We start from the raw sequence: 18311 nt of genomic DNA, 5'->3' as shown, positions 1-18311 counted from the left end.
TGTGACTAGGTTGTAAATGTTCAACTGTTCGAGCCGCAACGCTGCCTCGTGTGGTTCTGCGGCAATGCTCGGTAGATGGAGGAGTCGCATGTTCACAACTCGTAAGCGCGTGTCTGCCTTCTTCGCCGCCTTGAGCCTGGCCGGTGTGGCCATGCTCAGTGCATGCGGCGGGGAGGAGACCCCGGTAGCCACAGACAGCCCGGACACGGGGACCACGGCGGAGGAGACCACCGGGGGTGAGGAGACCACCGGTGGCGAGACCACTGAGGGGACGACGGGGGACCAGGACTTCTCCGGCACCACCCTGAACGTCGTGGCCGCATGGTCCGGTGCGGAGCAGTCCAACTTCGAGCAGGTGTTGGCCGCCTTCTCCGAGCAGACCGGTGCCGAGGTGACCTACACCAGCTTCGGCGACAACGGACCCACCTACATCTCCGGTCAGCTGGAGGGTGGCACGCCGCCGAACGTGGCGGTGGTCGGCCAGCCGGCGCTGATGCAGCAGCTCGCCACCGACGGCCACCTGATCCCGCTCTCGGACGAGATCGCCTCCGAGGTCGAGGCCAACTACTCGCAGTCGTGGCTGGACCTCGGCAGCGTGGACGGGGAGCTCTACGGCGTCTGGTTCAAGGCCGCCAACAAGTCGACGATGTGGTACAACGACGACATCTGGTCCGAGGCCGGCGCGACGCCGCCGGAGGACTGGGACGGCTTCCTCGAGCAGCTCGGCCTGATCCGTGACGCGGGCTACGCGGGCATCTCCATCGGCGCCGACGTCGGGTGGCCCCTGACCGACTGGTTCGAGAACGTGTACCTCCGCACCGCCGGGCCCGAGATGTACGACCAGCTCACCAACCACGAGATCCCCTGGACCGACGAGTCGGTCCGCGAGGCGCTCGAGGTGCTGGCCACCCTCTTCGACTCCGACCTGATCCAGGATGGTGGCGCACAGCGTGACTTCCCGACCACGGTGACCGAGGTCTTCGGCGCCAGCCCCCAGGCAGGCACCGTCTACGAGGGTGACTTCGTCGCGGGCAACATCACCGACGACGGCAACTCCGTGGTGGGCGAGAACGCCCTGTTCTTCGACTTCCCGTCCATCAACGGCTCCGCACCCGCGGTCGTGGGTGGCGGCGACGTCGCCATCCAGTTCACCGACGACGAGGCCACCTCGGCGCTGATGGCCTTCCTGGCCTCGCCGGAAGCGGCCGAGATCTGGGTGCCGCTGGGCGGCCTGACCTCCCCCAACAGCGGTGTCGACACGTCCCTCTACCCGGACGACATCTCGCGCCAGATCGCCGAGGCGCTCACCAACGCCGAGTCCTTCCGGTTCGACATGTCCGACCTGACGCCCAGCGCATTCGGCGGCACGCAGGGCCAGGGGTTCTGGCAGGAGATGATCAACTTCTACACCGATCCCACCGACATCGACGGGACGATGGAGCGCCTCGAGGCCGCTGCGGTGTCCGCATACGGCGAATGAGGTAGAGGGGACTTGCCGTGACTGACACAGTCACCGCGCCCCACAGCCCGAGGACCGGCAAACGTGCCGCGCCCTCGGGCCGTGGGCGGCGGGCACTGATCATCATCTCGTTCCTCGCACCGGCGCTCGTGGTGCTCGGTGCGCTCGTGGTCTACCCGATCGTGTTCACCCTGGTGCGGTCGTTCTACGACCGTGGGGGTGACGCGTTCATCGGGTTCCAGAACTACCTGACGATGTTCACCAACGACACCACCTTCACAGCCATCCGCAATAACATCTTGTGGGTGATCGTGGCGCCGCTGGTGTGCACGATCCTGGGCCTGATCTTTGCGGTCCTGCTGGAGAAGTTGAAGTGGAAGACAGCCTTCCGGCTGATCATCTTCATGCCCATGGCCATCTCCATGCTCGCCGCAGGGGTCATCTTCCGCGGGCTGTTCCAGGAGAACCCCCAGCTCGGTGCGGTCAACGCCGGCATCGTCGGCATCCAGAGCGTGTTCGAGGACAGCTCCTACTTCCCGGGCGCGAAGATCCGGGAGGGCCACGGCGTGGTCATGGAGCAGTCGGTGATGGTCACCGAGGGCGAGGTCGCGCCCGGCTCGTCGGTGAACTTCCCGCTCACCGCCGTCCGACAGACCTCGCTGCCGGAGGACGCAGCGCAGGCAGCCCCCGCACCCGAGGCGGGTGGGGACCAGGTGACCGGCACCGTCTTCCTGGACGTCGTTCCGGGCGGTGGTGGTGAGCAGGGCCAGATCGACGAGGGCAAGAGCGGCCTGCCGGGCATCAGGGTCGACGCCGTGACCGTCGACGGTGACGTGGCGGCCCACACCATCACGGCCTCAGATGGCACCTTCACCCTGGAGGGGTTGGACTCCGCCCAGACCTACCGGATCGCCCTGCCTGCGTCGAACTTCTCCGAGGGTCCGACGGGCGTGTCCTGGCTGAGCGCCACGTTCATCAACGCCGTCGTCATCCTTGCCTACATCTGGATCTGGGCCGGGTTCGCGATGGTGATGATCGCCTCCGGCCTGTCCGCCATGGACCGGTCCCTGCAGGAGGCCGCACGGATGGACGGCGCCACCGAGTGGCAGGTCTTCAGCAGGATCACGGCCCCGCTGCTGACCCCGGTGCTGCTCGTGGTGCTGGTGACCCTGATCATCAACGTGCTGAAGATCTTCGACCTCGTCTACGTCATCCCACCGGGCGTCTCCAGACCCGCCGCGAACGTGATCGCGGTGGAGATGTGGACGGTCTCGTTCGGTGGCGGCAACGACTACGGGCTCGGGTCCGCGCTGGCGATCCTGCTACTGATCCTGGTGCTGCCGTCGATGATCCTCAACGTGAAGCGGTTCCGAGAGGAGCGTAGGGCATGAGTGAACTCACCATAGTGCGCAAGCTCACCCCTGCCCAGAAGGTCCTCAGGGTCTTCAACAACAGCATCGTCAACGTGGTCCTGGTCATCGTGGCCATCTTCTGGCTCGTCCCGACCTTCGGCCTGCTGCTGACGTCGCTTCGCAGTTCCAGTGCCAACGCGTCGTCGGGCTGGTGGACGGTCTTCACGGCACCGGCCCAGCTGACGCTGGAGAACTACGCGAACCTGCTGAGCAACGAGACCATCACCGGCTCGTTCTGGAACACCGTCGTGATCGCGGTGCCCACCACCTTCGCGGTGGTGATCATCGGGGCACTGGCGGGCTACGCCTTCGCCTGGCTCGAGTTCCCCGGCAGGGACTGGCTCCTGATCGCCGTCATCGTCCTGCTCGCGGTCCCCATCCAGGTGGCCCTGATCCCGCTGGCCCGGTTGTTCGGGGACCTTGGGATCTTCGGCAGCGTGTTCGGAGTGATCCTGTTCCACACGGCCTTCGGGCTGCCCTTCGCCATCTTCCTGCTGCGCAACTTCTACTCGCAGTTCCCCGGTGAACTGATGGAGGCCGCCAGGGTCGACGGCGCGGGGGAGTGGAACATCTTCTTCCGCATCGTCCTCCCGCTGGGGTTGCCCGCCGTGGCGTCGCTGGCGATCTTCCAGTTCCTGTGGACCTGGAACGACATGCTGGTGGCGTTGATCTTCACCAACGCCGAGTCGATGCCGCTCACCGTGGCGATCCAGACCCAGCTGAGGCAGTTCGGGTCGAACATCGACGTGCTGTCGGCCGGTGCATTCCTGTCGATGATCGTGCCGCTGCTGGTGTTCTTCGCCTTCCAGCGCTACTTCGTGCAGGCGCTGCTCGCCGGATCCCAGAAGTAGGAGCCCCACGTCCTGTGGCAACAGCCGGTTGACCGTGGCAACTCAGCCACCAACTGTTGCCACAGGACTTGGCGCGCTAAGTTGGAGATTGTCGCGCGCGTGTGCGCTGCGCACTGACATCGATGAGAGGACTCACGTGACTGAAGAGGCCGGGCCGATCCTCAACGGGCTCCCCACCAATCTCCCCGACACCGATCCGGACGAGACCTCCGAATGGCTGGAGTCCCTCGACGGTGTCATCGAGCAGGGCGGGCAGAACCGGGCCCGCTACGTGATGCTCAAGCTCCTGGAACGTGCGCGTGAACGGCACATCGGTGTGCCGTCCCTGACGGGCACCGACTACGTCAACACCATCCCCGCCTCCGAGGAGCCCAACTTCCCGGGCGACGAGAACCTCGAGCGCCAGATCCGGCGGCTGCTGCGCTGGAACGCCGCGATCACCGTGCACCGCGCCCAGCGCCCGGGCATCGGAGTCGGCGGCCACATCGCCTCCTACGCTTCCTCCGCGACGCTTTACGAGGTGGGCATGAACCACTTCTTCCGCGGCAAGGACCACCCGGGCGGCGGGGACCACATCTTCTTCCAGGGCCACGCCTCGCCCGGCATGTACGCCCGCGCGTTCCTCGAGGGTCGGCTCGAGGAGGCGGACCTGGACGGGTTCCGACAGGAGCACAGCCACTACGTCGACGGCGAGCTGCGCGCCCTGCCGTCCTACCCGCACCCGCGCCAGATGCCCAAGTTCTGGGAGTTCCCGACGGTGTCGATGGGCATCGGCCCCATGAACGCCATCTACCAGGCCCAGTTCAACCGGTACCTCCACAACCGGGGCATCAAGGACACCTCCGACCAGCACGTCTGGGCATTCCTTGGCGACGGCGAGATGGACGAGCCGGAGTCCCGCGGTTTCCTGCAGGTGGCCGCGAACGAGGAGCTCGACAACCTCACCTTCGTCGTCAACTGCAACCTGCAGCGCCTCGACGGGCCGGTACGTGGCAACGGCAAGATCCTGCAGGAGTTGGAGGCGCAGTTCCGCGGCGCGGGCTGGAACGTCATCAAGGTGGTCTGGGGCCGCGGCTGGGACCCGCTGCTGGCCAACGACGCCGACGGTGCGCTGGTCAACGTCATGAACTCCACGAGCGACGGCGACTACCAGACCTTCCGTGCCAACGACGGCGCCTACGTGCGCAAGCACTTCTTCGAGCGCGATCCCCGCACCGCGGAGATGGTCAAGGACTGGACAGACGAGGACATCTGGCGCCTCTCCCGCGGCGGGCACGACTACCAGAAGGTGTACGCCGCCTACAAGGCCGCCACCGAGTTCACCGGCGCCCCCACCGTGATCCTGGCCCACACGATCAAGGGCTACTTCCTCGGCAAGCACTTCGCCGGCCGCAACGCCACCCACCAGATGAAGAAGCTGGCGCTGGACGACCTCAAGACCTTCCGCGACCGCCTGGACATGCCGGTCGACGACAAGGTCCTCGAGAACGATCCGTACCGCCCGCCGTACGTGAAGCCGGGCGACGACGACCCGAGGATCCAGTACCTGCAGGAGCGCCGTCGCGAGCTCGGTGGCTACCTCCCCGAGCGTCGTGGGGACCGCAAGTTCATCTCGCTGCCCGCCGAGAAGGCCTACGCCTCGGTGCGCAAGGGATCCGGCAACCAGGAGATCGCCACGACCATGGCGTTCGTCCGACTGCTGAAGGACCTCATGCGGGACAAGGAGTTCGCGCCGCACGTCGTGCCGATCATCCCCGACGAGGCCCGCACGTTCGGCATGGACGCGTTCTTCCCGACCATCAAGATCTACAACCCGCACGGCCAGAACTACACGCCCGTCGACAACGAGCTGTTCCTGAGCTACCGCGAGGCCAAGAACGGCCAGATCCAGCACACCGGCATCAACGAGGCCGGATCGGTGGCGGCGTTCACCGCCGCCGGCACCTCGTACGCCACTCACGGCGTCCCGATGGTCCCGATCTACATCTTCTACTCCATGTTCGGCTTCCAGCGCACCGCCGACTTCATCTGGGCGGCGGCCGACCAGCTCGCCCGGGGCTTCCTGATCGGCGCCACCGCCGGCCGGACCACGCTGACCGGTGAGGGCACCCAGCACATGGACGGCCACTCGCCGATCATCGCCTCCACCAACACCGCCGTCGTCTCCTACGACCCGGCCTACAGCTACGAGATCGCCCACATCGTCAAGGACGGCCTGGAGCGGATGTACGGGGAGAACCCCGAGGACATCATGTACTACCTGACGGTCTACAACGAGCCGCTCGTCCAGCCGGCCGAGCCGGAGAACGTGGACGTCGAGGGCATCCGGCGGGGCATGTACCTGCTGAAGCCGGGCTCCTTCGACGGTGTCGGGGACGACGCCCGCCGGGCACAGGTCCTGGCCTCCGGCGTCGCAGTGCCCTGGGCCCTCGAGGCGCAGGAACTGCTCAAGCAGGACTACGGCGTGGTCGCCGACGTCTGGAGCGTCACCTCCTGGGGAGAGCTGCGCCGGGAGGGCCTGGTCAAGGACGAAGCCATCCACGCGGACCCGTTCGGCGAGCACCCAGACACCTGGGTGGAGAGCAAGCTCGGCGCCACCGAGGGCCCCGTCGTGGCCGTGTCCGACTACATGCGGGCGGTACCCGACCAGATCCGCCAGTGGGTCCCGGGCGACTACACCACGCTCGGCGCCGACGGCTTCGGATTCTCCGACACCCGCGCCGCTGCACGTCGCTACTTCCACATCGACGGCCCTTCCATCGCCGTCGCGGTGCTGCAGCGTCTCGCCCGCAACGGCGAGGTGCCCAAGGAGTGGGCCATCGAGGCCGCAGCCAAGTACAAGCTGGACGACGTCACCGCTGGAACCTCCGGCAATGCCGGAGGGGATGCCTGATCTCCGGCCCGGGGTGCACCATCAGCACAACATCTGGCAGGCTTGTGTCCGTGGGACCTATCTGTGAAGGGAACGTACGGTGAGCACGGCTGACCATGAAGGAGCCGACCCGCTCGGCCTGGTACCTGGCATGGTTGTCCAGGAGCTCGGGTGGGACGAGGATGTTGACGCGGACCTGCGCGACGACATCATGGACATCATCGACGCCGACATGATCGAGGATGCGGTCGAGGCGGTTGACGTGGTGATCCTGTGGTGGCGCGACGACGACGGAGACGTGGTCGACGGCCTCGTGGACGCCGGCACCGACCTCGACGACGACGGCTACATCTGGCTGCTGACCCCCAAGGTGGGGCGCCCGCAGTTCATCGAGCCGGCAGCCATCGCCGAGGGTGCGACGACGGCAGGGTTGCAGTTGACCCGTACCGCCAACGTCAGCGCGGACTGGCAGGCGCACCGGATGGTCCGCCCGAAGGGCGTTCGTCGGTCCTGACCGGTTCCACCACACGACAACACTAGGAGCGCCATGCCGCGCATCGGGGTCCTGACCTCCGGCGGTGACGCACCCGGGATGAACGCCGCAGTGCGTGCCATCACCCGGGCCGCCATCCACAGCGGGGCAGAGGTCTTCGCCATCCGCGAGGGCTGGCAGGGCGCCCTGGCCGGTGGCGACCACATCGTCCCGCTCGGATGGAGCGACGTCTCAGGCATCCTCAACAAGGGCGGCACCGTGATCGGGACGGCGCGCTCGGCGGAGTTCCGCGAGCGTGCCGGGCAGCGACGAGCGGTGCGCCACCTGGTGGAGCGCGGCATCGACAGGCTGATCATCATCGGTGGTGACGGCTCGCTGACCGGGACCCGCGAGCTCGGCCTCGGCTGGGGCGAGCTGCTGGCAGAGCTGGTGGCCGCCGGCGAGATCACGCAGGAACTGGCCGACGCCCACCCCGCCCTGTACGTAGCCGGTTTGGTCGGCAGCATCGACAACGACATGGTCGGCACCGACATGACCATCGGCACGGACTCGGCGCTGCACCGCATCACTGAGGCGGTCGACGCGATCAGCTCGACGGCCGAGTCGCACCAGCGCACGTTCATCGTCGAGGTGATGGGGCGTCGGTGCGGCTACCTCGCCCTGATGAGCGCGATCGCCAGCGGTGCCGACTACACATTCCTGCCAGAGTCACCGCCGGGCGACGGCTGGGAGGACCAGATGGTCGAGGTGCTGCGCCACGGACGCAGTGCCGGTCGGCGCGACTCGATCCTCATCGTCGCCGAGGGGGCTGCGGACACCCACGGCGTCCCCATCACCGCGGAACGGATCAGCGAGGTGCTGGCGGAGAAGGCGGGCGAGGAGGCGCGGATCACCATCCTCGGCCACGTCCAGCGGGGCGGCGTGCCGAGCGCCTACGACCGCTGGATGGCCACCGTGTGCGGCGTCGAGGCGGTGCGGCAGGTGCTCGACGCGGAAGTCGGCGCTGAGCCGGTGCTCGTTGGCGTGCACCGGGACCGGGTGCGGGCCGTGCCGCTGATCGAGGCCGTCTCCGACACCCACGCCGTCGCGGACCACATCGCCGAGGGCGACTACGCGTCGGCGATCAGTGCCCGCGGCGCCGGTTTCGAGACGATGATAGACATCTACCGCACAGTCTCCGAGGCGCGACCGACGGTCGTCGAGCCCGTGGGCTCCAGACGGATCGGCATCATGCACTCCGGCGCGCTGGCGCCGGGGATGAACCCGCTGGTGCGGGTCGCGGTGCGCACCGGCATCGACCTGGGCTACCTGATGGTGGCCGTCGAGGGCGGTGTGCCGGGGCTGCTGGAGGGGCGCTTCCGACAGCTGGGCTGGGGCGACGTGGAGGGCATGGCCCACACGGGCGGTGCGGACCTGGGCACACGACGCTACGTGCCGAAGGAATCCGACCTCTACACCATCGCCCGGCGGATCGAGGAGCAGCAGCTCGACGCCCTGATGGTGGTGGGCGGCTTCCACGCCTACGCGACGGTGGACCTGCTGGAGCGCGAGAAGCACCGCTACCCGGCCTTCGACATCCCGATCGCGGTCGTGCCCGCGAGCATCGACAACAACCTGCCGGGATGGCCGATGGCCGTTGGCGCGGACACCGCGCTGAACACGGTTGTCCGGTCGATCGACATGGTGCGCATGTCGGCCTCGGCTTCGCGTCGTGCGTTCATCGTCGAGACGATGGGTCGCGGCTGCGGCTTCCTGCCGCTGATGGGCGGCATCGCCGGCGGCGCGGAGAAGGCCTACCTCCCCGAACTGGGCATCAACCTCGCAGGGCTGGAGGAGGACATCGCAGCGCTGGTGGACTCGTTCGCCTCGGGGAGGGACTTCTACCTCGCCGTCATGGGCGAGGGGGCCAGCGAGCACTACACGACCGATGTCCTGCGGCGGCTGTTCGACGCCGAGGGGGACGGCAGCTTCACCGTCCGTGCCAACGTGGTCGGCCACGTGCAGCAGGGCGGCGCACCCTCGCCGTTCGACCGGATCAACGCCACCCGTCTGGCCTGGAGCGCGGTGCGCCACCTGGACGCCCGGCTCAAGGCGGGGGAGAAGGGCTACTGGGCGGCCTCAGCCAGCGCCCCCGGTTTCTTCGCACCCCTGCGGGACATCACCGACGCCATGGACTGGGAGAACCACCGACCGCGCGAGCAGTGGTGGATGGAGCTGCGTCCGGTGTTCCACCGGCTCAGCCGCCGGCCCGGTCAGGACTAGACGAAGCGCACCCAGCGGGCCTTCGCTCCCACCTGGGCACGGTCCAGCTCGGTGAGCTTGCCGTCAGTCTCCACCCGGAACAGCACGGCGTCGCTCGAGCGCTCGCCCACGGCCACCACGAGCGAGCCGTCGTGGGAGACGCCGAAGCCGCGGGGCTGGGTCGGCACCGCCGTGACCGCCGCGACCTCGCGCAGGCGTCCCTGCTGGTCCAGCGAGATGGACGTGATCGTCGAGCCGGTCCGCTCGGAGCACAGCAGGAAGTCGCCTGCGACGTGGACGTCGGCGCCCCAGCGCAGGTGCTCCGCGCGGGGGTCGGCGCCGAAGCGGCTGTGGGCGAGGCCTGCGGCCGGGTCGTCGAACCGGACGGACTCCGCCGGCGTGAGCGTGCCGTCGCCCGCGACGTCGAGTCGGATGGCCTCGGCGGAGAACTCCGTGACGAGGTAGGCGTTGGGGCTCGTGACCGCGATGTGGCGGGGGCCGCTGCCCTCCGGCGCGGCCGTCGTGGCGGGATCCAGCGGCGTCAGGGCGGCGTCGGTCCCGATGACGAACTGCGCCACTAGGTCCTCGCCCAGGGAGGCGACGTAGGCGAACCTGCCGACCACGACGACGCAGTGGGCGTTGGCGTGCTCGGCCCGGCCGACCGGGTCCGACAGGGAGCCGTCAGCCACCGGCCAGGCTGTGGCGTGGCCGTCGTGGTAGGAGGCGCCTGCGAGCACCATGCCGTCGTGGGCGAGGTCCAGCGAGACCAGCGGGCCGGTGTCCCCGCGGCGCGAGACCTCGGTGAGCGCGCCGCTGTTGCGGTCGAGGCGAAGCGTCACCACGCCGTCGCCGACCGCCGCGTAGACGAGGTCACGAGCGTGGTCCACGACGAATGCGTTGCAGCCGTCGCCGACCTGAGAGATCGTCACCTCCTCCAGCGATGCGTCAGCCTGCCGGAGGGTGGAGATCGTGCCGTCACCTGCGTTTGCCACGAGGACCAGAGTGTTCATGGTTTCGAGCCTACTGTGCCGCTCGGCCGGTCGGGCGTGTGTCTACGCTGATCAGCACAGGGGCAGTGGGACCCCGAAGCCGCTGCTGGCGGCACATGTCATCTGGGTGAGGTCCCTGCGTGGCTGGTCGCCCACGCCGACGGCGTCGGGGATGGTGGTGCGCAGCATCAGCACGTGCGAGTCGGCGGCGCGGCGCAGCAGGGTGAAGGACACGGAGTTCGCCAACCCGTCGCTGGTGCGCACGCCAGCGAAGCCGCAGCTGACTCCTGTGCCCTCCTCCGGGGCAACGCCGACCGGGCGGGCCAGCTGCTCGCTCATCACGACGAAGTGGCCCTTCTGGGCCGCCACCAGCGCCTCGCACGATGCGGCCAGGTCCTGGTCCTGGAGCAGCGTCAGGACCTGCAGGCGGGTGTCGGAGGTGGGGTCGCTGAGTCGCACCACCCTGCGGTCGCCCTCCACCAGGTCGTCGCCGTACAGCACCCAGCCGTCGGCGGCTAGGAATGTCGTGTCGTTGAGCTCGATCGTGCCGGCCGGGAGCGCCGTCCCTCCCGGTTCGTCCTCGGGTTTCGCGGGTTCGGTCGGGTCGGTGGGGGAGGCGCCCGGGGCCAAGCTGGTGGTGGGATTCGGGCTGGGGAGCGGCGCACTGTCCGTCGGCGGTGGGGACTGGGTGGGCGAGGGCTCCGGAGCGGGCGGCGTCGTGGGCGGGGAGGTGGGTGCGGCCGCGCTGGTGCTGTTGGTCGGCGCCGGCGCGGAGGTCACGCCGGGGGATGGTTCGGTCATGTTGGTCCGGGGCCCGAAGACGAGGTAGGCGAGCCCCACCACCAGCGCTGAGACCACTGTCGTGGCGAGCAGGACCGTGGGGATGCGCGATCGTGGTTCTGGGTCCTCGGGGGTGACGAGGGCGCGGCGCGGCTTGGTGCTGATCTCGGCGCTCCTTTACTCCCCAACTGCGACTTGCTCGTACCGAGCGTACCCGGACGGCATCGGGGCTACGGTGGCGACAACGTCGACACGCCTGTCAAGGAGGACTTGTGAACACTCCCGAACGCATCGTCATCGTGGGCGGAGGACTCGCCGGCGCCAACGCCGTCGAGGAACTTCGCGAGCGCGGCTACGAGGGGTCCATCACCCTCATCGGGGCCGAGGACCACCTGCCCTACGAGCGGCCGCCGCTCTCGAAGGGCGTCCTGCTGGGCAACGACCCTCCGGAGAGTGTCTTCGTGCACGACGAGGACTGGTACACACGGCACGAAGTTGAGCTCGTCGTCGGGAGTCCCGCCACCTCCCTGGACACGCAGGCGCGGCTGGTGCGCGTGGATGAGCGCGAGTTCGGCTACGACAAGTTGCTGCTCGCCACCGGATCCATCCCCAGGCATCTCGCGGCGGTGGACAAGTCGGGGGCGCCCGCGGGCTACCTGCGCACGCTCGAGGACTCACGCAACCTCAAGGAACACCTCTCCGGGCACATCCTGGTGATCGGCGCCGGCTGGATCGGGCTGGAGGTCGCCTCCGCGGCGCGGCAGGCGGGCGCCGAGGTGACGGTGGTGGACCCGTCCGAGGTACCGCTGGAGAAGGTCATGGGACGCGAGCTCGGCGAGGTGTTCGCCGGCCTGCACCGGGACCACGGCGTCGACCTCCGCATGGGAACGCAGCTGTCCGAGATCTCACGAACCGACGACGCGACGCACGTCCGACTCTCCGACGGGCACGAGCTGTGGCCGGATCTGGTGGTGGTGGGGATCGGCGTCGTACCCGACGTGGCGCTCGCGGAGGCTGCGGGCCTCCAGGTGGACAACGGCGTGCTCGTCGACCAACGGCTGCGCACAAGCGATCCGGCCGTGTACGCCGCCGGCGACATCGCGAACCACGACCACCCGCGGCTGGGCCGGATCCGGGTGGAGCACTGGGACGTCGCCATCAACCAGGGCCGGCACGCCGCCCGGGCGATGCTGGGCGACGAGACCCCCTACGATGCCGAGCCGTACTTCTTCACCGACCAGTACGACTGGGGCATGGAGTACGTCGGGCACGTGGGGGCCGACGGCTACGACCGGGTGGTGACGACCGGGGAGGCAGCCCAGGGCCTGCGCGCCTACTGGGTCAAGGACGACGTCGTCGTGGCTGGGATGCACCTCAACGACTGGGACGCGATCGGGACCATCCGCAAGACTGTGGGCGGACCGCTGCCCGACGGCGTCTAGCGGTTCGGCGGGCGCTGCGAGGCGCGAATGTGCGCCCGCTCGCCCTGCTTGCCCATCAGGCTGAGGTACTCCACGGGGCCGTCGCCCGTTGCGCCGAACCAGTGGGGCGTGCGGGTGTCGAACTCGGCGGCCTCGCCGGGCCTAAGCCGCAGGTCGTGCTCGCCGAGCACTAGCCTGAGGGTGCCGTCGAGGACGTAGACCCAGTCGTACCCGTCGTGGGTGCGCAGTTCGGGTTCGACGGCGTCGTCCCCTCGGGGGAGCACGAACTTGTAGGCCTGGATGCCGCCGACCCGGCGCGTGAGCGGCAGGACCGTCGCGCCGCCCCAACCCTTGATGGCGCGCAGGTTGATCCGCGGGTCGCCGGTCGGGGGAGCGTCCACCAGTTCGTCGAGGGTGAGGGCGTAGGCCTTGGCCAGTGGCAGCAGCTGCTCCAGGGTGGGGCGGCGCAGGCCGGCCTCGAGGCGTGACAGGGTGCTGGTGGAGATTCCCGTCTGGGTGGCCAGGTCGGCGAGCGTGATCTGCCGCTCCAACCGAAACGCCTTGAGGCGCGGTCCGACTGCGTCCAGCGTGGCGTCGAGTTCTTCCATGCGCCCAAGTTTGCCATTCGGCAACAACGCTTGCTGGAATCCCCGTCGTTGACGCAAGCTCAGTTCCTCTCGAACAGGAGGAACGAAGATGGGAACAGGGAACGAGTTGGTCGACGTTTTGGTCGTCGGGGGCGGGGCCGCTGGGCTCGGGGCGGCACTGACGCTGGCGAGGGCGCGCCGTAGCGTGGTGGTTGTCGACGCGGGTCAGCCGCGCAATGCCCCTGCAGAGGGGGTCCACGGCCTCCTCGGACTGGAGGGCACGAACCCGCTGGAGCTCCTCGCGCGGGGACGCGACGAGGTGCGCGGCTACGGCGGGACGATTCTCGAGGGCGAGGTGGTACGGGCGGACACCGATCCGCTCGGGTTCATGGTCGAGTTGGCCGACGGGCGGCAGCTGCGAGCGAGGCAGCTCCTGGTCGCCACCGGGCTCAGTGACCAGTTGCCCGACCTGCCCGGGGTGCGGGAACGGTGGGGGCACGACGTGCTCCACTGCCCCTACTGCCACGGCTGGGAGGTGCGTGACCGCAGGATCGGTGTGATCGCCACCGGGCCGATGTCGGTGCACCAGACCCTGTTGTTCCGTCAGTGGAGCGACAACCTGCGGCTGTTCTCCCGGGGCGTCGAGATCTCGGACGAGGACAGGAACCGGTTCCGGGCCCGGGGTGTCGAGGTGGTCGAGGGAGAGGTCGAGGGGCTCGAGGTCGCCGAGGACTCCCTGCAGGCCGTGCGGATGGCAGATGGCCGCCGGTTCGAGGTGGACGCCGCCGTGGTGGCGAGCAGGATGGTGGCCAACCTGGGGCCGTTCGCAGCCCTGGGACTGAAGACGGTCGAGCACGCGATGGGCTCGTTCATCGAGGCCGACGAACTCGGGTGCACCTCGGTGGCGGGTGTCTGGGTGGCCGGCAACGCCACCGACCTCTCCGCCCAGGTGGGGGCGGCTGCCGCGCAGGGCACCAGGGTCGCCGCCCAGATCAACTTCCACCTCGTCAACGAGGAGACCGAGTTGGCCGTGGCGGCCCTGTAGAGGTGGGCCGAATCAGCCTTCTTGTCGTCCCGGCGGCACGAGATGTGATCCTGACCTAGGCTTGGTGATCGTGTCACCGACAACGCACGCAGAGCCTCCTGCTCGGCAACCTGCTTCGGCCGTGCCCCTGGAGCCCGAGGAGTTCGACCGCTGGTACGGCAGGTGGGACCCACTCGACCCGACGACGGTGGCCGACTTCATGGAGGGCTTCGACCGGCCATGGTGGATCGTCGGTGGCTGGAGCATCGAAGCGTTCACGGGCGTCAGTCGTCACCACGAAGACCTGGACATTTCGATCCTGTCCAGCGACGCGGAAGTCTTCAGGCGCTTCCTGGGGGACACGTGGACGCCCTGGAACGTCGACGAGGGCTGGCTCCGTCCGTTCGACGAGCGGTTCAAGGACGTCAGGCCCGCCAGCCAGGTCTGGGTGCGCCGGAACGCGACCTCGCCCTGGGTGATCGACGTGCCCTTCACCCCGGACACCGACGGCCGCTGGACCAACAAGCGCCACCTCGCCCACACCGAGGACCTGGAGGACGTCACCTGGGTCGCGGCCGACGGACTTCGGTACGCCCGCCCAGAGGTGACACTGATGTTCAAGGCCGCACGGTCACGGGCCAAGGACCGAAAGGATGCTGAGGTGGCGCTGCCCAGGCTGGATGACCGAGCCCGCAGCTGGCTGCGCGAGGCGGTGGCCCGAATGCATCCGGACCACGAGTGGGCACGCAGCCTTTGACAGCCTCGACAGCATTCCATGATCGGGCGTCCAGCCTATTGCGGTCACCCTTCCCGGGGAGGATGCTCAGTCCCATGAAACCCATCGACTTCGAGGTCGAGCGCACGATCAGTGCGCCCATCGAGCGGGTGTTCGCACGCCTGGCCGACATTGAGGGGTACAACGACTGGATGACTGGCACGGGGAGCATGCTGAAGCACACTCGGCAGACCTCACCGGGCGAGCCTCGCGTTGGTACGACGTTCGAGGACGACACTGTCCCGGGCGTCGTACCGGGGGAGATCGTCGAGTTGGAAGCCCCCCACACGCTCGTGTACCACTGGTGGCAGAGGTCCCGGTCCGGGAAGCTGAAGTTCGAGGGCTGGCCGAGCTATCGCCTTGCTTCCGTCGGCGATGACGAGACGCTCGTGCGCCATCGCGGCAGGCTGGTTCCGTACGGGGTGTGGCGATTGGGCACCCCCATTTTCCGATGGCTCGCCGTCAGGGAACGCACCATAACCGTTGATGCGCTCAAGGAGTCCTTCGCCCGGGACCGCGGCGCTCCCTAGTGTCCCCGCGCCAGACGCGGCGGTCGGGCATGTGGCCGGCGACGTGCTGGCCAGGCGACCGGTGGTGGGCGCAGAGGGACTCGAACCCCCGACATCCTGCTTGTAAGGCAGGCGCTCTAACCAACTGAGCTATGCGCCCGGCGGGACCATTGTGGCAAAGCAACCCCGCCGTGCGCGAACTCGGGGGCATTCATGATTGATGACCCGTCGACATCCTGCCCGACATGGAGTCAGCCGCGGGGCCAGCTCGTCGCCGCCGGGCATGGTCCTCGCCCAGCCGGGGATGGCCGGTGGGGCGAGGGACGATTCGAGGTCAGCCGGGGAAGCAGTAGCTGACCGTGTCGGCCAGGTCGTGGGGGACGCCTGCCTTCTCGTAGAAGTCACACAGGGGAGCGCCGCTCAGCCGGGTGCCGTCGGCCTCCTTGGACCAACCGCCGGACTTCTTCAGGTAGAAGACGGTGGAGTCGTACCACGCGCCGTTGGAGTCCTGGACCGGGTACTGCAGCGCCAACCAGTTCGAGTTGACCTTCGACTGGAGGCAGAACGTGATGACCGCCGGCTCCTTGAGGTCTTCCTTGAGTTGCTTCTCCGTCACCGGGCAGCTGATCTGCGAGAGGTTCACGATGTTGTTGAACACCCACATGTTGATGTTCTGGTACTTGCCGTCCTTCAGGCCTGCGACGGTCGCCCAGATCTGGCTGCGGCAGGCGCCCTGGCCGGTCCAGGCGGTGTTGCACTCGGTCTTCCACTTGCGCCCTGAGATCGTGTGCTCGCCGGGGGTGATCAGCGGGTTGTCCGGCTCCCAGATGGAGCGGGGGGTCTTCTTGTAGGTCAGGTTGTTGAAGACCCACTGGTTCTTCTGGGTGAACTTGCCGGCGGCGTAGGTGACCAGCGTTCCCCAGATCTTGGTCTCGCAGCGCTCCACCTTGCTGGAGTACGGAGTGCAGTTGGTCACCCAGGTGCGGCCGTTGAAGGCCCACACGCCGGTCTGCGTGTAGACCTGCGTCGCTGAGGAGGCCTTCTTGGTCTCGGCCGCGGCCTGGCCGGGCGTGATGGACAGGGTCCAGGCGATGCCAACCGCGAGGACCAGGAGAATGCGGATGAATCGGGAAGAGCCGCGCACGTTTTCAACTCCGGGGGGAATAGTGATGATCGGGGTTGGTCCGCACTCTAGGCACCCCGCCGCCTCCGCGCCCAAGGACCGGAACCTGAGCTTTAGGGTTGGAGCGGTGTCAGGCACCCAGGGCCTTCTTCACCATGCCGGCAACGGTGCCGCCGTCGGCACGGCCCGCCGCGCGTGCGTTCACCGCCTTCACGATGGCACCCATCTGCTTCATCGACGGAGTCTCGCCCGCGTCGCGCACTGCCTGGACCTCGGCGTCGACCATGGCCTGGAGTTCGTCGGCGGTGAGCGGCTGGGGGAGGTAGGCGGCGATGAACTCGGCCTCCACGTTCTCGTGGTCGGCCAGCTCCTGGCGGCCTGCGTCTGCGTAGGTCTGCGCCGAGTCGCGCCGCTTGCGCTGCTCCTTGGTGATGACCTTGATCTCCTCGGCGTCCGAGAGGGCGCGGGGCGTGTCACCGGCCACCTCCTCGTTGGAGATGGCGGCGAGCAGGGACCGAATGGTGGTCTTGGCCACCTCGTCCTTGGCTCGCAGTGCGCTGGCCAGATCAGCCCGCAGTCGTTCCTTGGAAGCTCCCATGGTTGGTAGGATGTCACATTGTGGCAGCTGTTGATCTCACCCAAACCATCGCCGACCTCGACAAGTCCCTGACTTCCATCGAGGCGGTCGCCGACCTCCCGAAGCTCCGCTCGGAGATCGCAGCACTCGAGCAGGAGGTGGCGGCACCGGACCTGTGGGACGACCAGGACAACGCCCAGCGCGTCACCTCGCAGCTGTCTGCGAAGCAGTCCGAGGTCGACCGCCTCGACGGGCTGCGCTCGCGGCTCGACGACGCGGGCCTGATGCTCGAACTCGCCGACGAGGAGGGTGACGCGTCCGTGCACGACGAGGTGGCGGGGGAGTTGCAGCGGCTCGGCAAGGAGATCGCCGCCCTCGAGGTGCGCACGCTCCTTTCCGGTGACTACGACCCCCGTGACGCCCTCATCACCATCCGTGCCGAGGCTGGCGGCGTGGACGCCGCGGACTTCACGGAGAAGCTGATGCGCATGTACCTGCGCTGGGCGGAGCGCCACGGCTACGGCGTCGAGGTCTACGACACCTCCTGGGCCGAGGAGGCCGGCCTGAAGTCCGTCACCTTCGCCGTCAAGGCCCCTTACGCGTATGGCACGCTCTCGGTCGAGCAGGGCACGCACCGACTGGTGCGCATCTCCCCGTTCGACAACCAGGGTCGCCGCCAGACCTCCTTCGCGGGCGTCGAGGTGCTGCCGGTCACGGAGGAGACCGACCACGTCGACATCCCGGAGGCCGACATCCGCGTCGACGTCTTCCGCTCGTCCGGACCGGGCGGGCAGTCGGTCAACACCACCGACTCCGCCGTCCGCATCACCCACCTGCCCACCGGCATCGTCGTGAGCTGCCAGAACGAGAAGTCCCAGATCCAGAACAAGGCGGCGGCGTTGCGCGTGCTGCAGTCGCGCCTCCTGGAGCGGGCACGCATCGAGCGCGAGAAGGAGATGAACGCGCTGAAGGGCGACGGCGGCAATTCCTGGGGCGCCCAGATGCGCTCCTACGTGATGAACCCGTACCAGATGGTCAAGGACCTCCGCACCGAGCACGAGGTCGGCAACCCGGAGGCTGTTTTCGACGGTGAGATCGACGGCTTCATCGACGCCGGCATCCGCTGGCGCAAGCAGACGGAGACGGCCGCAGCCGAGTAGCCGGCCCCGGCGTGTTGTGCGGGCGGACGGGTTTCCTG

16 protein-coding genes and 1 tRNA gene are annotated in these 18311 nt (G+C 68.2%); 11 read left to right on the top strand and 6 right to left on the bottom strand.

Going from position 1 to position 18311, the window contains the following annotated elements:
• The first annotated feature begins 88 nt into the window (after positions 1-88).
• The 6 genes from FOJ82_RS00690 (at position 89) to FOJ82_RS00665 (ending at position 9349) form a co-directional block, all read left to right on the top strand.
• A complete protein-coding gene (locus tag FOJ82_RS00690) occupies positions 89-1480 on the top strand; it encodes an ABC transporter substrate-binding protein (RefSeq protein ID WP_221932980.1) in 1392 nt (463 codons plus the stop codon).
• Positions 1481-1497: 17 nt separating this feature from the next.
• On the top strand, positions 1498-2850 hold the full coding sequence (locus tag FOJ82_RS00685; RefSeq protein WP_143936550.1) for an ABC transporter permease subunit: 1353 nt from the start codon (positions 1498-1500) through the stop codon (positions 2848-2850).
• On the top strand, positions 2847-3722 hold the full coding sequence (locus FOJ82_RS00680) for a carbohydrate ABC transporter permease (RefSeq protein ID WP_143936549.1): 876 nt from the start codon (positions 2847-2849) through the stop codon (positions 3720-3722). Before FOJ82_RS00685 ends, FOJ82_RS00680 begins: the two co-directional genes overlap by 4 nt.
• Positions 3723-3858: 136 nt before the next feature.
• A complete protein-coding gene (aceE, locus tag FOJ82_RS00675; RefSeq protein ID WP_143936548.1) occupies positions 3859-6615 on the top strand; it encodes a pyruvate dehydrogenase (acetyl-transferring), homodimeric type in 2757 nt (918 codons plus the stop codon).
• Between the two features lie 79 nt (positions 6616-6694).
• Positions 6695-7108, top strand: a complete 414-nt coding sequence (locus tag FOJ82_RS00670; RefSeq protein ID WP_281279909.1) for a DUF3052 domain-containing protein — start codon at positions 6695-6697, stop codon at positions 7106-7108.
• A gap of 33 nt (positions 7109-7141) precedes the next feature.
• Positions 7142-9349 (top strand): 6-phosphofructokinase, encoded by a 2208-nt coding sequence (locus tag FOJ82_RS00665; protein WP_143936547.1) that lies wholly within the window; start codon positions 7142-7144, stop codon positions 9347-9349.
• On the opposite strand, the gene FOJ82_RS00660 is transcribed toward FOJ82_RS00665, so the two are convergent.
• Together FOJ82_RS00660 and FOJ82_RS00655 are read right to left on the bottom strand one after the other, a co-directional pair.
• Positions 9346-10338 (bottom strand): lactonase family protein, encoded by a 993-nt coding sequence (locus FOJ82_RS00660; RefSeq protein WP_143936546.1) that lies wholly within the window; start codon positions 10336-10338, stop codon positions 9346-9348. The genes FOJ82_RS00665 and FOJ82_RS00660 overlap by 4 nt on opposite strands.
• A gap of 51 nt (positions 10339-10389) precedes the next feature.
• Entirely contained in the window at positions 10390-11175 is a 786-nt protein-coding gene (locus FOJ82_RS00655; RefSeq protein ID WP_143936545.1) for a hypothetical protein, read from the bottom strand.
• 194 nt (positions 11176-11369) lie between these two features.
• Between FOJ82_RS00655 and FOJ82_RS00650 the strand changes: the two genes are divergently transcribed.
• Positions 11370-12539 (top strand): NAD(P)/FAD-dependent oxidoreductase, encoded by a 1170-nt coding sequence (locus tag FOJ82_RS00650; RefSeq protein WP_143936544.1) that lies wholly within the window; start codon positions 11370-11372, stop codon positions 12537-12539.
• Here the strand turns inward: FOJ82_RS00650 and FOJ82_RS00645 are convergent.
• Complete coding sequence (locus FOJ82_RS00645) at positions 12536-13126, bottom strand: helix-turn-helix domain-containing protein (protein ID WP_143936543.1); 591 nt, start codon at positions 13124-13126, stop codon at positions 12536-12538. The genes FOJ82_RS00650 and FOJ82_RS00645 overlap by 4 nt on opposite strands.
• Positions 13127-13214: 88 nt before the next feature.
• Here FOJ82_RS00645 and FOJ82_RS00640 point away from each other — a divergent pair, with 88 nt between their 5' ends.
• The 3 genes from FOJ82_RS00640 (at position 13215) to FOJ82_RS00630 (ending at position 15434) form a co-directional block, all read left to right on the top strand.
• Complete coding sequence (locus FOJ82_RS00640) at positions 13215-14150, top strand: NAD(P)/FAD-dependent oxidoreductase (RefSeq protein WP_143936542.1); 936 nt, start codon at positions 13215-13217, stop codon at positions 14148-14150.
• 121 nt (positions 14151-14271) lie between these two features.
• Positions 14272-14886, top strand: coding sequence for a nucleotidyltransferase domain-containing protein (locus FOJ82_RS00635; protein ID WP_221932979.1), 615 nt, complete (start codon positions 14272-14274; stop codon positions 14884-14886).
• Between the two features lie 74 nt (positions 14887-14960).
• A complete protein-coding gene (locus FOJ82_RS00630) occupies positions 14961-15434 on the top strand; it encodes an SRPBCC family protein (RefSeq protein WP_185975561.1) in 474 nt (157 codons plus the stop codon).
• Between the two features lie 62 nt (positions 15435-15496).
• Here the strand turns inward: FOJ82_RS00630 and FOJ82_RS00625 are convergent.
• From FOJ82_RS00625 to FOJ82_RS00615, 3 genes are all read right to left on the bottom strand, one after another.
• Positions 15497-15573 (bottom strand) — tRNA-Val (locus FOJ82_RS00625).
• A gap of 174 nt (positions 15574-15747) precedes the next feature.
• Positions 15748-16557, bottom strand: coding sequence for a hypothetical protein (locus FOJ82_RS00620; RefSeq protein ID WP_143936539.1), 810 nt, complete (start codon positions 16555-16557; stop codon positions 15748-15750).
• Between the two features lie 109 nt (positions 16558-16666).
• Positions 16667-17134, bottom strand: coding sequence for a GatB/YqeY domain-containing protein (locus FOJ82_RS00615; protein ID WP_143936538.1), 468 nt, complete (start codon positions 17132-17134; stop codon positions 16667-16669).
• A 20-nt stretch (positions 17135-17154) separates the two neighbouring features.
• On the opposite strand from FOJ82_RS00615, the gene prfB reads away from it, so the two are divergent.
• Positions 17155-18273, top strand: a complete 1119-nt coding sequence (prfB, locus tag FOJ82_RS00610) for a peptide chain release factor 2 (RefSeq protein WP_143936537.1) — start codon at positions 17155-17157, stop codon at positions 18271-18273.
• Positions 18274-18311: the final 38 nt, after the last annotated feature.

It is taken from the genome of Tessaracoccus rhinocerotis (genome assembly GCF_007197885.1).
In the GTDB taxonomy this organism is placed as follows: Bacteria; Actinomycetota; Actinomycetes; order Propionibacteriales; family Propionibacteriaceae; genus Arachnia; species Arachnia rhinocerotis.
This window is presented reverse-complemented; position numbering and strand designations above follow the sequence as displayed.